Raw genomic sequence first — 13,516 nt, forward strand, 5'->3', positions numbered from 1 at the left:
ATCCTCCAACAATGAAACCTTGATCGCTGGACAGTGTCGGATCAGCGTGCATATATGGTCAATCTTGATTGAATTGATCAATATATCATGAACAATCCCCTGACCCTGAGTGCCAAGGAAGCCGCTGCCGAGTTGGGCGTCAGCCTCGCCACCCTTTACGCCTATGTCAGCCGGGGCCTGATCCGGTCGGAGGCAACGGGCGGCGGGCGGACGCGGCTTTACCGGGCCGATGATGTACATGCGCTGGTGGCCCGCCGCGACCGCCCCGCCGATGCCACGCCCGACCGGGCGCTGGATTGGGGCGCGCCGGTGCTGGAATCGGCCATCACCCTGATCACCGGTGGCGGGCTTTACTACCGGGGCCGCGACGCCACAGCCCTGGCGCAAGAAGCCAGCCTGGAAACTGTGGCCGGCCTGTTGTGGGAGTGCGCGGAAGATGCCTTTGCCGGGGAGGCGCCGCCGCCCCTGCCCGTCCTGGCCGCGCAATTGCCCGCCGCGATGGACCCGCTGGACCGGCTGCTGACCCTGTTGCCGCTGGCGGGGGCAGCGGATTTGAAGGCGGTTAACCGCACGCCGACGGGGCTGGCGCGCACCGGCGCGCGCATCCTGCGGCTGACCGGGGCGGTGCTGGCCGGCACCGAACCGACCCGCCTGCCGTTGCACCAGATGCTGGCGGACGCCTGGGGTATCCGGGAGGCGACGGCGCAGGCGCTGATCCGCGCCACGCTGGTGCTGTGCGCGGATCATGAATTGAACGCGTCGGCCTTTACCGTGCGCTGCGTCGCCTCCACCGGGGCCAATCCCTATGCCTGTATATCCGCCGGGATCGGTGCCCTGCGCGGCCCCCGCCATGGTGGGGCGACGGGTTTGGTGGCGGCCCTGCTGCCCCGTCTGCTGGATGGGCCAGAGACACCGGCCCAGGCCCTCGCCGCCCTGCTGGCGCGGGGGGAGGAGGCGCATGGCTTCGGCCACCCGCTCTATCCGGAGGGAGATATCCGGGCGCAATGGCTGTTGCGCCGGATGAAACAGGCCTGGCCGCAGGACCAGCGCCTGGCCCGCGCGCTGGAGCTGGCCCGCGCCGGCAAGGATATTGCCGGCCTGCCCCCCACCATCGATTTCGCCCTGGTGCTGCTGGCCGACCGGCTGGGCCTGCCCGCCACGGCACCGCTGATCCTGTTCACCGTCGGGCGCACCGTCGGGTGGATGGCGCATCTGCTGGAACAGGTGCGCTCGCCCGTGCTGATCCGGCCACGGGCGCGTTACACTGGTATTCGGCCGGGATGACGGCTTGGCATCGTCCATCCCGGACCACATATAAAGCGGAGAGGGGAGACGATGGATGCCCGAACAGACACCCGAGATGGATCAAGTTGCCGAGGAGGCGTTGCGCGTCGATCCGCAGAAGCTGGTGCGCGACAGCAAACTGGTGCTGGCCCGCTTCTGGGGCAAGCTGCGTGACAATCTTGCCCGCATTCCCTTTGCGGAAAAGCTGATCGCCACCTTCTATGCTGCCACCGACCCGGCCACGCCGTTCCGCGCCAAAGCCATTCTGATGGGGGCGCTGGCCTATTTCATCATGCCGGTGGATGTCATCCCCGATTTCATCGTCGGGCTGGGCTTCACCGATGATGCGGCTGTGTTGATGCTGGCTTTGCGGACCGTCACCACATCCATCCTGCCCCGCCACCATGATCAGGCCCGCGCCTGGCTGGTCAGCCACAAGGTCAGCCCGACGGATGAGGCGGAAATCCAGGCCGGTCCGGTGATTGAGAATTGAGTGTGTGTCCGGAAAGCTTTCTTTTTTCAAGCTCTTACGCGATTTAAAATTCTGTATCACCGTCACCCCGGCGAAGGCCGGGGTCCAGTTTCGTGAAGCAAGGCGCCTGTGATTCTGGACCCCGGCCTTCGCCGGGGTGACGGTGAGGATAAAGCAATGAATTGATAATAAACGAAAAAATTTCAAACAGACACTGAGGGAATGGCTTTTGGTATTATAACCTCTCCTGCAAGGCGGCAATGAACAGCCGAACCTTGGGCGGGATCAGTCTTGGGCTGGGGGTGATGGCCCAAATGCCCCAGGGTTCCGGAACCGCATCCGCCAGCTCCACCGGCACCAGGACGCCGGCCGCCACCTCCTGCGCGGCATTCCAGGCCGCCATGCAGGCGATACCGGCCCCGGCGATACAGGCGGCCTGCACGGCATCAATGCTGTTGGCGGTCAACCGCCCCTCCATCCGATGGTGCAGCACCCGCCCATCAATCAGGAAATCCCAATAAGGCAAACTGGTCTGGATCAGGCAATCATGCCCCGCCAGATCGGCCAAGGCGCGCGGGCAACCGCGTGCCGCCAGATAGGCGGGGGACGCGAAAAGCTGGCGTGTGCTGTCCCCCAGCCGGCGGGCCATCTGGCTGTTTTCCAGCGGCTTGCCGACGCGGATCGCCAAATCCACCCCATCGGCTGCCAGATCCAGCCGCAGATCGGTCACCACCAGTTCCACCCGCAAGGCTGGATGCGCCGCCAGGAAGGGGGGCAGCAACGGGGCAATCACCTTGCGGGCAAAGGCGCTGGACGCACTGACCCGCAGCAGGCCCGATGCGCCCAGCGCTTCCGGCCGCACGGCATCACGCGCGCCGGCCGCCCCCTCCAACAGGGCGCGGGCATGGGGCAGAAACGCCTCCCCCGCCGTGGTCAATGACAGGGCACGCGTGGTGCGGTGAACCAGCCGCACCCCCAGTTCCGCCTCCAGCGCTGCCAGCCGGCGGGAGGCCACCATGGGGGCAATGCCCAGCCGCCGGGCGGCCGCGGCCAGACTGCCGCTGGCCACGGCTTCGACCAGAACCTCGGCATCGGTCAGGTTGATCATATCGCTTTCCGATAGGCTGGCATATCAATCCAACAAACTACCGCCAAATTTCGATATAATCCAGATTGCGCCCATGAATCGCTAACGGAGTGATCGTCATGGACAGCCAAGCAATGGCCGCCGGCCCCGTTCCCCAGGCACATCCGCTGAGCCGGACGCTGACCTTTGCCCTGGCGGCGGGGGCCGGGGTGGCGGCGGCCAATATCTATTACAACCAGCCCATGCTGGGGCTGATCGGCCAGGAATTGGGCGACGGCGTCAGCCTGGTGCCCACGGCGACGCAGCTGGGCTATGCCACCGGCCTGTTCCTGCTGGTGCCACTGGCCGACATGCTGGAACGCCGCGCCCTGGTGGTGGGCACCTTTCTGGCGCTGGCCCTGGCCCTGGCTGGGGCGGCCCTGGCACCGGGGGCCGGCACGCTGATCGCGGCATCGCTGCTGATCGGACTGTTCAGCACCGTGGCGCAACAGATCGTGCCCTTTGCCGCGCATCTGGCCCCGGCGCACAAGCGGGGTGCGGTGGTGGGCACGGTGATGTCCGGCCTGCTGACAGGCATCCTGCTCAGCCGCACCATCGCCGGGCTGGTGGCCAGCCATGGCGGCTGGCGCACCATGTTCTGGCTGGCCGTGCCGGTGGCGCTGGCCATGGCAGGCTGGATGGCCCTGCACCTGCCGAAAAGCCCGGCAGAGGGCCGGCTGCGCTATGGCACCATGCTGAAATCGCTGCTGCATCTGTGGCTGGAACTGCCGGCCCTGCGGCTGGCGGCCCTGACCCAGGCCCTGATGTTCGGTGCCTTCAGCGTGTTCTGGACCGTGCTGGCCCTGCGCCTGCAACAGCCGGATTACGCGCTGGGGGCCGATGTCGCCGGGCTGTTCGGTGTGCTGGGGCTGGTGGGCATCCTGGCCGCCCCGCTGTCCGGCCGGCTGGCCGATCGGGGCGGGCCTGCCACCGTGGTGCGCGCCGGTGCCGCGCTGACCCTGGCCGCCTGGGCGATCTTCGGCCTGTGGCAGAGCCTGACCGGGCTGGTGCTGGGGGTGATCGTGCTGGATCTGGCGGTGCAAGCGGCCCTGATCTCCAACCAGCATATCGTCTTCTCCCTGCGGCCGCAGGCCCGCGCCCGGGTCAATACCCTGTTCATGGGCTCCATGTTCATCGGCGGTGGTTTTGGCTCGGCCGCCGCCATGCAGCTCTGGCCCCTGGCCGGCTGGGCGGGTGTCAGCCTTTTGGGCGTGGGCCTGTCGCTGCTGGCCCTGCTGGCGCAACTGGTGGTGCGGCGGGGGCACTGAAGACCCCTGCCAGCCAGATAGCCTCGATACAATAACGATCCTATGCCGCCTCCGCCTTTTCCTCCATTGGGGCGAGTTCCAGCACCGCGCTGCGGATCAGGCCGATCAGGCTGTTGATCGGCGCGGTACCGCCGGCCCGGCTGGCCAGGGTCATGGAGACATCGGGCAGTGCCGGCAAGCCTTCCTCCAGCACCGGGGACATGGTGCCGAACAAAACGGTGCGGCAGGTGATGCCCAGCCCGGCCCGCACCGCCGCCCGCAGGGTGGAGAGGTTGGGCGTTTCCAGCACCACGCGATAGGAACGGCCCGCCGCATCCAGGGCGGCGATGGCCGCCTCCCGGAAACGGCAGGGTTTTTCCAGCACGGCCAGCGGCAGGACCGGTTCGGCAAGCAGTTCGGCATCCCCCAGCCAGCGCATCGGTTCCGTCCGCACACTGGCGGGGTCGCCGGCCGGACCGAAGCCGGCGACAATATCCAGCCGATCCGTCTCCAGCATCTCCAGCAATTCCAGCGTGCCGGCCACACGGGCCTGTAATTGCGCGCGCGGATGCAGCTTGGCGAATTGCGCCAGCACGCCGGTCAGCAGGGTTTCAGAGACATCCTGCACCATGCCCACCCGCAAAGGCCCGGCGACATCATCCCCGGCCAGCGCCGCCACCGCCTCATCATTCAAAGTCAGCATCCGCCTTGCATAGCCCAACAGGGTGATGCCGGCCGGCGTCAGCGCCAGCCGCCGCCCGTCGCGCACGAACAGGGGCGTCTGCACCAGATCCTCCAGCCGCTTCATCTGCAAGCTGAGTGCGGATTGGGTGAGATAGATGCGCTCCGTCGCCTTCTGCAGGGTGCCGGCATCCACGATCACAGCAAAACTGCGCAACAGATCGGTGGGCAGATTGGGGGGCATCATGCTGGCTCCATCATGCTTGAGCGACATTTAAGGGGGGCTTGAGCGAATTTCCATTTACCCTATGGATTTTGTATGGATATCATACATCATCGAATGTGTGAGTATCTTTTTTATACACAAAATCCTGTGTGGTGAAGCCAATGACCAGCATCGTCTCCTCCGACAGCGTCGCGCGTGGCAGCATGGGTGACCCGGTGCGCAGCCTGAAGCGTATCGCCTCCAAGCTTTGGAATCCCCGCGCCACCTCCCCCTTGCTGCTGTTGCTGTTGTGGGAAATCGGCGCCCGCACCGGGGTGATCCCGCCGCGCGTGCTGGCCGCCCCGTCGGCGGTGGTCGGCACCTTCATGGACATGACCCTGTCGGGGGAACTGCCCTGGCATCTGGGCGTCTCCCTGCTGCGGGTGCTGGCCGGGCTGGCCATCGGGGTGGCGGTGGGGGCCGCGCTGGCGCTCGCCGCCGGCCTGACCCGCCGGGGCGAAGTGCTGGTCGACCCGCCCTTGCAAATGCTGCGCACCCTGCCGCTGCTGGCCCTGGTGCCGCTGTTCATCGTCTGGTTCGGTATTGGCGAAGCGCCCAAGATCGGGCTCATCGCGCTGGGCGCGCTGTTCCCGGTTTATTTAAACCTTTTCAACGGTATCCGCTCCGTTGATGCCAAATTGGTTGAGGCGGCGCGGGTTTTCGGCCTGTCGCGGCGGGAATTGATCCGCCATGTCGTGCTGCCGGGGGCGGCACCCGGTTTCCTGCTGGGCCTGCGCTATGCGCTGGGGGTGGCTTGGCTCTGCCTGGTGGTGGCCGAACAGATCAACGCCGCCTCCGGCCTGGGGGCCCTGGTGAACAGCGCCCGTGATTTCCTGCGCACCGATGTGATCGTGCTCTGCCTGCTGGTCTATGCCGGCATCGGGCTGGCCGCCGATTCCCTGGTGCGGGCGCTGGAACGGCGCGCACTGGCCTGGCGTCCCTCTTTCCTGGAGAATTGAACCATGTCGGTCGCCAATCCCCGCCTGCGTCTGGTGAATGACAGCGAAACCGCTGTGGAACCCGTTGTCCGCCTGCGCCAGTTAAACCGTCATTTCGGCAAGAACCACATTCTCCGCGATCTGGACCTGGATATCGGCAAGAGCGAATTCATCGCCCTGCTGGGTCGCTCCGGTTCCGGCAAGACGACGCTGCTGAAGCTGCTGGCCGGGATTGATCAGGCCGATGGGGGGGAATTCACCGCCCCGGCCAATCGCACCGTCGTGTTTCAGGAACCGCGCCTGCTGCCCTGGAAGAAGGTGTGGGAGAATGTGGCCCTGGGGCTGCCGGGCAGCGAAGGCCGCACCCGCGCCCTGCAGGCGCTGGAAGAGGTGGGGCTGGCCCATCGGGTGGATGCCTGGCCCGGCACCCTGTCGGGCGGGGAGGCGCAGCGGGCGGCCCTGGCCCGCGCCCTGGTGCGCGAACCGGAACTGCTGCTGCTGGACGAGCCGTTTGCCTCCCTGGACGCGCTGACCCGCATCCGGATGCATGGGCTGGTGGATGCGTTGTGGCGGGCGCACCGGCCCGCCGTGCTGATCGTCACCCATGATGTGGACGAGGCGCTGTTGCTGGCCGACCGCGTGCTGATGCTGGACCAGGGGCGCATCACCCTGGATGAACCGGTGGCCGCCGCCCGCCCCCGCACCCTGGCCGACCCGCAGATTCAGGCCCAGCGTACCCGCCTGCTGGCGCGGCTGGGCGTCACCCCCAAGGGAGAGGACCGGCCATGACCGGCGCCACCATCACCCGTTTCCCGCGCGAAAGCGCCACCAGCCCGGTGGATGACGCCATCCTGGCCGAGCTGACCCAGCGCTTCGCCGCCACCGCCGGCCAGCATGACCGCGACGCCACCTTCCCCATCCAGAATATCGCCCTGCTGCATCAACACCGGCTACTGGCCCTGACCGCCCCGCGGGAATGGGGCGGGCGGGAAGCCGATCTGGCCATCGCCCTGAAAGTGGTGCAGGCCGTGGCCAAGGGCGAGCCGGCCACGGCCCTGGTGCTGGTGATGCAGTATCTGCATCATGCCCGCATCAAGGATGCCGGCTTTCCGGAACATCTGGCCCGCCACGTTATCGGCGATGCCGTGCAGCGCGGGGCGCTGATCAATTCCCTGCGGGTGGAGCCGGACCTGGGCACGCCGGCGCGGGGCGGTTTGCCCGCCACCGTCGCCCGCCGGGTTTCCGATGGCTGGCGCATCAGCGGGCGCAAACTCTACTCCACCGGCAGCACGGTGCTGGATTGGTTTGTCGTCTGGGCCCGCAGCGATGATGAGACGCCGCTGGTCGGTGGCTGGCTGGTGCCGGCCAAGGCCCCCGGCATCCGGATCGAGGAAACCTGGGACCATCACGGCCTGCGCGCCAGCGTCAGCCATGATGTGGTGCTGGAAGATGTCTGGGTGCCGGCCGACCATGCGCTGTCGCCCCAGCCGGTGGGCGGCCCGCCCGCCTTCGATCCTGGCTTCCTGCGCTGGGCCAATGTGCTGACAGCCGGCATCTATGATGCCGTGGCCCAGGCGGCGCGGGACTGGTTCATCGGCTGGGCCAAGTCCCGCGTGCCGGCCAATCTGGGCGCGCCCCTGTCCAGCCTGCCGCGCTATCAGGAAACGTTGGGCACCATTGACGGGCTGCTGCTGACCAACCGCCTGCTGCTGCAATCGGCGGCCACCCAGGATCTGGCCACGGTGGAAGCCAACCTGATCAAGCATCTGGTGACGGAAAACGCCATCGCGGCGGTGGAAAAGGCCATTGCCATCGGCGGCAACCCGGCGCTGACCCGCGCCAATCCGCTGGAACGCCATTACCGCGACGTGCTGTGTGGCCGCATCCACATGCCCCAGGCCGATGTGGTGCTGACCGCCGCCGGCCGCAAGGCTTTTGGTTAACGTCCGCCCTCAAACGCCGGGCGCCGCCATCCGGCGGCTTGGCTTACGGCACCATGGGGTGCCGGGCTGGCGGTCGCCAGCCTCCAAGCTGCCAAGGGTCAAACCCTTGACAGCTTGGCTTTACCCGTCCGCCGCCCTTTTCCCAAGGTTGATGCCCATGTCCGGTCTGGTTGTTGCCAGCCAGTTGAACGACCAGTTCAACGCCCTGCTGGCCCAGCGCCTCCCTGATGCCACCATTCAGTCGCTGGCCCCCGGCGTGCCGGACGATGTGCCGGAAACGGCGCGTGTGCTGGTGGCCCTGCCCTTCCGCAAAGCGGGTCAGCCCTTTCCGCCTCGCCCCGCCGGCTGGCCCTTTAATCTGAAACTGGTGCAACTGGCCTCCAGCGGGATCGATTTCTATCCCGACTGGTTGTTCGAGGGGACTGCCGTGGCCTCTGCGCGCGGCACCTCGGCCAATGCCCTGGCGGAATTCGCCCTGGCCGGCATCTTCGCCGCAGCCAAGCGGCTGCCGGATATCTGGATCGATCATCCCGACCGCTGGGCGCACCAGCCGCTGGCCACGGTGCGCGGGTCGGTGCTGGGCATTGTCGGGCTGGGGGCAGCGGGGTCGGCGCTGGCCCGTCTCGCCCTGGCCTTGGGAATGCGGGTGCTGGCCGTACGCCGGTCCGACCGGCCGTCGCCGGTGGCCGGGGTGGAACTGGCCGCCGACCTGCCCAGCCTGTTCGCCCAGGCCGACCATCTGGTGCTGGCCGCCCCGCTGACGCCGGAAACCCACCATCTGGTCAATGAGGCGCTGCTGCGCCATGCCAAGCCCGGCCTGCACCTGATCAACATCGCCCGTGGTGCCCTGGTGGATGACGATGCCCTGCTGGCCGCCCTGGAAGATGGCCGCCTGTCGCGCGCCACGCTGGATGTCACCCATCCCGAACCGCTGCCGGCGGGCCATCCCTTCTATCACCATCCGCGCATCCGCCTGTCGCCGCACACCTCCGTGCTGACGCCGGACCAGCGCGACAATCTGGCCGCCAAGGTGGCCGATAATCTGATCCGTTTCACGAACAACCAGCCGCTGGCCGATCTTGTCGACCGCCAGCGCGGCTATTGATGGAGCCCCCCGCCATGAGCCTTCGCCTCGCCGCCCGGCGCAACAATCCGGCTGACACCAGCCCAGAGGCCCCCTTCATCCTGCCGCGCCCGGTGGAGCTGACCAATCTGGACTGGCGCAGCGCCGTACCGCGCTACCCGGATATCGAACAGGAACGGCTTTACCGCAAGCAGCGGCTGGCCGCGTCCTTCCGGCTGTTCGCCCGCTATGGCTTCGACATGGGCGGGGCCGGGCATATCACCGCGCGCGACCCGGAACATCCCGACCATTTCTGGGTCAATCCGGCGGGCGTCTTCTTCGGCCATGTCCGGGTGCGCGACCTGCTGCTGGTCAACCATCATGGCGAGATCGTGCAGGGCAAGGGCCTGTTGAACCGCGCCGCGTTTGCCATCCATTCCGAATTGCACAAGGCCCGGCCCGATGTCATCGCCGCCGCGCACAGCCACGGCATCTATGGCAAGGCCTGGTCCAGCCTGGGCCGGTTGCTGGACCCGCTGACGCAGGATAGCTGCGCCTTCTATCAGGACCATGTGATCTTCCGCGATTTCAGCGGCGTGGTGCTGGATAGCAGCGAAGGCGAACGCATTGCCGAAGCCTTGGGCGACAAGTCTGCCGCCATCTTGCAGAACCATGGCTTCCTGACTGTGGGGAACAGCGTGGATGGCGCCGTCTGGCGCTATATCGCCTTTGAAAATGCCGCCCATGCCCAGTTGCTGGCCGAAGCCGCCGGCAAGCCGCAGGTGCTGTCGCATGAGGTGGCCAGCCACACCAACGGACAGGTGGGCAAGGAAACCGGCTCCTGGTTCTCCTTCCAGCCGCTGTTCGATCTGGTCGCCCGCGAAGAACCGGACCTGTTCGAATGACGGCATCCTTCATTCTCCCCCGCCGGTCGGTGCTGCTGGGTGGCCTGTCGCTGCTGGCGCTGGCCGGTTGCGGCAAGGAGTCACCGCAGAATGAGAAGACAGCCGGCGGTGGTGCCGACGCGGCTGCTTCGACCCTGCGCATCGGCACCTATCGCGGCCAGTATCAGGAATTCTTCAAGGAAGCCGGGGTTGATCAATTCCCCTATGGCGTCAGCTATTCCTATTTCGCGGGCGGCAACCTGATTGCGGAGGCAATCAATGGTGGCTCCATCGATATTGGCAGCATGAGTGAGATACCGCCGATTTTCATCGCATCGGCCAGCGCGCCGATGCGGCTGGTTGCCACCATCAAGGGGGAAGTGACGTCGCAGGTGGTGCTGGTGCCGGAGAATTCCGCCATCCGCACGGTGGCAGAGCTGAAGGGCAAGCGCATCGGTTATGTCCGCGCCACCACCTCCCATTACATCCTGGTGCGGCTGTTGCAGGAAGCCGGCATCGGCTGGGGCGATATCACGCCCGTGGCCCTGTCACCGCAGGATGGGTTGGCCGCCTTCGGGCGGGGCGATCTGGATGCCTGGATTGTCTATGGCGTGCAGGGCAGCCAGGCCCGCCTGACCTACAAGGCGCGGGTGCTGACCGACGGGCGGGGCCGCCTGTCGGGCAATTACGTCTTTGCCGCCTCCACCACCGCGCTCGCGGATGAAGGCAAGCGCAAGGCCATTGCCGATTTCCTGCACCGTGTCACCCGCGCCTATCAGTGGGCCGACCAGAACCCGGATGCCTGGGCCGCCCGCCTGTCCAAGGAAACCGGCGTGGCAGCAGAAATTTTCCTGCTGCAGCACCGGGAACGGGATCGGCCCTATGAATTGGCCAAGGTTGAACCGGAAGCCATCCAGTCGCAACAGCAGGTGGCCGACGCCTTCGCCGATGCCGGCTTGATCCCGGCCAAAATCGACGTGGCCAAGCTGTGGGACGACCGGTTGAACGGGTTGCTGGCGGGGTGATGAGCAGTCCCAAGGGTAGCCGATAGTTTCCTGCCGCCTCAGCCGTCACCCATGCTGCGGCCGATAGACATTAACTTAGCCCATCGCACCTTCCCTGCCTCCCCCGCGGAAGCGGGGGTCCAGGGGCCAAGGGCACCCAAGCGTTGGTTCTTGTGGCCCCTGGATCCCCGCTTTCGCGGGGAAGGCACGTTATTCCAGACGATTAAGTTAACGCCTATAGGCGAATAACGGCGTAACAGTTAAGATAATTGAAACGCCGAATATAGAATCAAAGAAATCAAAATAAACAAAAAACCCATTAATCCCCCCAAACAAACACTAAAATCTTATTCGATTTTAATCGTCAACCCCCTGCCCCACACTCTCACCATCATCATTTCCTGTTGAGGCTTCAATGTCTTCCGCCTATCCCGCCACCCGCCCCATTGCCCGTATTTCCGGGGCCTTTATTCTCTGCGCTTCTGCCTCTCTGCTCGCCCTGTCCTGTGCCCAGGCCCAGGACGTGCTCGTGCAGACGGCGGATGCGGCAGGCGGGGTGGAGGAAATCATCGTCACCGCTGAACGGCGGGCGGCGGATTTGCAGAAGACGGCCATCGCCATTTCCGCCTTCAGCGCCACGCGGCTGGAGGAACGGGACACACGGTCCATCCGCGATCTGGCCGGCCAGATCCCCAATTTCAACGTCGCCCGCGTCACCATCGGTTACACCACGCAGACCTTCTCCCTGCGTGGCATCGGGGAGGCCGATCCGATTTCGGAGCCCGCCGTCTCCGTCTATGTCGATGATGTTTATATCCCGCGTCAGATCGGATCGATGACCGATTTCAACGATGTGGAGCGGGTGGAGGTGCTGCGCGGGCCGCAGGGCACGCTGTATGGCCGCAACAGTTCCGCCGGGGCCCTGCGCGTCATCACCCGCCAGCCAGACAATGACGCCCATGTCGCTGCCGAACTGTCGGCCGGCAATTATGGCGCCGTGCAGGGCCGCGCCACGGTCAGCGGCCCGCTGGTGCAGGACAAGCTCTATGCCAGCCTGTCCTACCTGCATAATTCCCGCGACGGCGTCACCTACAACGCCACCCTGGGCAAGGACGTCAACAATATCGATGTCAACGCCGTGCGCTTGAAGCTGCGGGCGACGCCGACGGAAAAGCTGGATATCGATCTGACGCTGGATTACCTGCGCGACCGCAGCGATACGCGGGGATATGTGCCGGTGAACCAGCCCGGCGGCTTCAACCCCTATCGCACCTATTCCGAGGTGGAGCCCTATAACAAGCTGGACCAGGGCGGTGGGTCGCTGCGCGCGACCTATGCCCTGTCGGATGAATTGTCGCTGAAATCCATCACCGCCTATCGCGGCTTCAACCAGCCGGTGGATTACGAGAATGACGGCACCGCCGCCCTGATTCAGAAGAACCTGATCACCTATAATGACCAGTACGCCACCCAGGAATTCCAACTGAATGGCGATTACGAGAAGTTCAGCTTCACCACCGGCGCCTTCTATCTTTATGAGCGGTTTGATGTGGAGCGGGACGGGTTCACCCGCCAGGGGCCGCTTGCCACCTCCAGCATCCGCCGCGAAGGGGCGTACAATATCACCAAGACCAACAGTGCGGCCCTGTTCGGGCAGGCGACATGGCACGCCACCGACCGGCTGAACCTGACCGCCGGCCTGCGCTTTACGCGGGAAAAGAAGAATTTCAGCTTTGATAACAAGCTGATCGACGCCAACCGCCGCATCATCGGCCAATCCATCGCCGGCGATGCCACGCGGCGCTGGAATTCACTGACCCCGAAGCTGACGGTGGAATATCAGGCCACCGATAGTGCGCTGGTCTATGCCACCTACGCCCAGGGCTTCAAGGCCGGCGGCTTCGACAACCGCGCCACCCTGGTGGTGGATGCCGAGCGCGGCTTTGACCCTGAAAAGGTGAAGAATTACGAGGCCGGCATCAAGGCCGACTGGCTGGACAAGCGGCTGCGCACCAACCTGGCCGCCTTCTACAATGATTATACCGACCTGCAGGTCAGCGCCTATGATCCAGATGTGTTCCGGTCGCGGCGGGGCAACGCCGCCTCTGCCGAAACCTACGGCGTGGAGCTGGAGCTGGAAGCGCGGCTGCTGGAAAGCCTGTCCTGGCAGGCATCGGCTGGCTGGCTGCACGCCAAATACCAGGATTACAAGGGGGCCGGCGGCAATGGCGTGAATGCCGATGGCAATGATCTGCCCACTGCCCCGCGCCTTTCCCTGTCCAGCAGCGTGACCTGGACCATCAGCGATGATCTGTCCGGCGGCACGCTGACCGGCAATCTGAATGGCCAGTACCAGACAAAGAACTATGCCTCCGCCCTGAACCGGCTGCAGGAGAAGATCCCCAACCAGGGCTATCTCAATGCCGGCATCAACTGGGCGCAGAATGGTGGCCCCTGGTCGCTGGGGGCGACGGTGAAGAACCTGACGGATGAAGATCATGTGGTCGGCGTCGGCTACACGCCCGCTGTCGGCATCCATTATGTCAACATTGCCGATCCGCGGACCTGGCTGGTCACGCTGCGCTATCGGCTGTGAGCGGGGAGAGACC

The 13,516-nt window shown here is 65.6% G+C and carries 12 protein-coding genes; 10 read left to right on the forward strand and 2 right to left on the reverse strand.

Annotation, left to right across the window (positions count from 1 at the left end; genetic code table 11):
- Positions 1–87: 87 nt before the first annotated feature.
- Entirely contained in the window at positions 88–1,284 is a 1,197-nt protein-coding gene (locus CHB97_RS18180; protein ID WP_089289416.1) for a citrate synthase family protein, read from the forward strand.
- A 55-nt stretch (positions 1,285–1,339) separates the two neighbouring features.
- A complete protein-coding gene (locus CHB97_RS18185; protein WP_244559602.1) occupies positions 1,340–1,777 on the forward strand; it encodes a YkvA family protein in 438 nt (145 codons plus the stop codon).
- Between the two features lie 214 nt (positions 1,778–1,991).
- On the opposite strand, the gene CHB97_RS18190 is transcribed toward CHB97_RS18185, so the two are convergent.
- Positions 1,992–2,864, reverse strand: a complete 873-nt coding sequence (locus tag CHB97_RS18190) for a LysR family transcriptional regulator (RefSeq protein ID WP_089289417.1) — start codon at positions 2,862–2,864, stop codon at positions 1,992–1,994.
- 98 nt (positions 2,865–2,962) lie between these two features.
- Between CHB97_RS18190 and CHB97_RS18195 the strand changes: the two genes are divergently transcribed.
- Positions 2,963–4,150: an MFS transporter gene (locus CHB97_RS18195; protein WP_244559603.1), complete on the forward strand. Its 1,188-nt coding sequence runs from the start codon at positions 2,963–2,965 to the stop codon at positions 4,148–4,150.
- Positions 4,151–4,190: 40 nt separating this feature from the next.
- Here the strand turns inward: CHB97_RS18195 and CHB97_RS18200 are convergent, their stop codons facing one another.
- On the reverse strand, positions 4,191–5,057 hold the full coding sequence (locus CHB97_RS18200) for a LysR substrate-binding domain-containing protein (RefSeq protein WP_200820010.1): 867 nt from the start codon (positions 5,055–5,057) through the stop codon (positions 4,191–4,193).
- 140 nt (positions 5,058–5,197) lie between these two features.
- On the opposite strand from CHB97_RS18200, the gene CHB97_RS18205 reads away from it, so the two are divergent.
- From CHB97_RS18205 to CHB97_RS18235, 7 genes are all read left to right on the forward strand, one after another.
- Entirely contained in the window at positions 5,198–6,034 is an 837-nt protein-coding gene (locus CHB97_RS18205; protein ID WP_089289419.1) for an ABC transporter permease, read from the forward strand.
- Between the two features lie 3 nt (positions 6,035–6,037).
- Positions 6,038–6,802 carry an ABC transporter ATP-binding protein gene (locus tag CHB97_RS18210; protein WP_089289420.1) on the forward strand — a complete coding sequence of 255 codons (765 nt, stop codon included), beginning with the start codon at positions 6,038–6,040 and terminating at the stop codon, positions 6,800–6,802.
- Positions 6,799–7,956, forward strand: coding sequence for an acyl-CoA dehydrogenase family protein (locus CHB97_RS18215; protein ID WP_089289421.1), 1,158 nt, complete (start codon positions 6,799–6,801; stop codon positions 7,954–7,956). The genes CHB97_RS18210 and CHB97_RS18215 overlap by 4 nt, the downstream gene beginning before the upstream one ends.
- Before the next feature lie 157 nt (positions 7,957–8,113).
- The gene (locus CHB97_RS18220; protein WP_089289422.1) at positions 8,114–9,061 is read left to right on the forward strand and encodes a D-isomer specific 2-hydroxyacid dehydrogenase family protein; all 948 of its coding nucleotides are present in this window, start codon (positions 8,114–8,116) and stop codon (positions 9,059–9,061) included.
- Positions 9,062–9,075: 14 nt separating this feature from the next.
- The gene (locus CHB97_RS18225) at positions 9,076–9,924 is read left to right on the forward strand and encodes a class II aldolase/adducin family protein (RefSeq protein ID WP_089289423.1); all 849 of its coding nucleotides are present in this window, start codon (positions 9,076–9,078) and stop codon (positions 9,922–9,924) included.
- Positions 9,921–10,928 (forward strand): ABC transporter substrate-binding protein, encoded by a 1,008-nt coding sequence (locus tag CHB97_RS18230; protein WP_089289424.1) that lies wholly within the window; start codon positions 9,921–9,923, stop codon positions 10,926–10,928. Before CHB97_RS18225 ends, CHB97_RS18230 begins: the two co-directional genes overlap by 4 nt.
- Positions 10,929–11,322: 394 nt before the next feature.
- Complete coding sequence (locus CHB97_RS18235) at positions 11,323–13,503, forward strand: TonB-dependent receptor (protein WP_089289425.1); 2,181 nt, start codon at positions 11,323–11,325, stop codon at positions 13,501–13,503.
- Positions 13,504–13,516 lie beyond the last annotated feature (13 nt).

It is taken from the genome of Azospirillum sp. RU38E (assembly GCF_900188385.1).
Taxonomy (GTDB): domain Bacteria; phylum Pseudomonadota; class Alphaproteobacteria; order Azospirillales; family Azospirillaceae; genus Niveispirillum.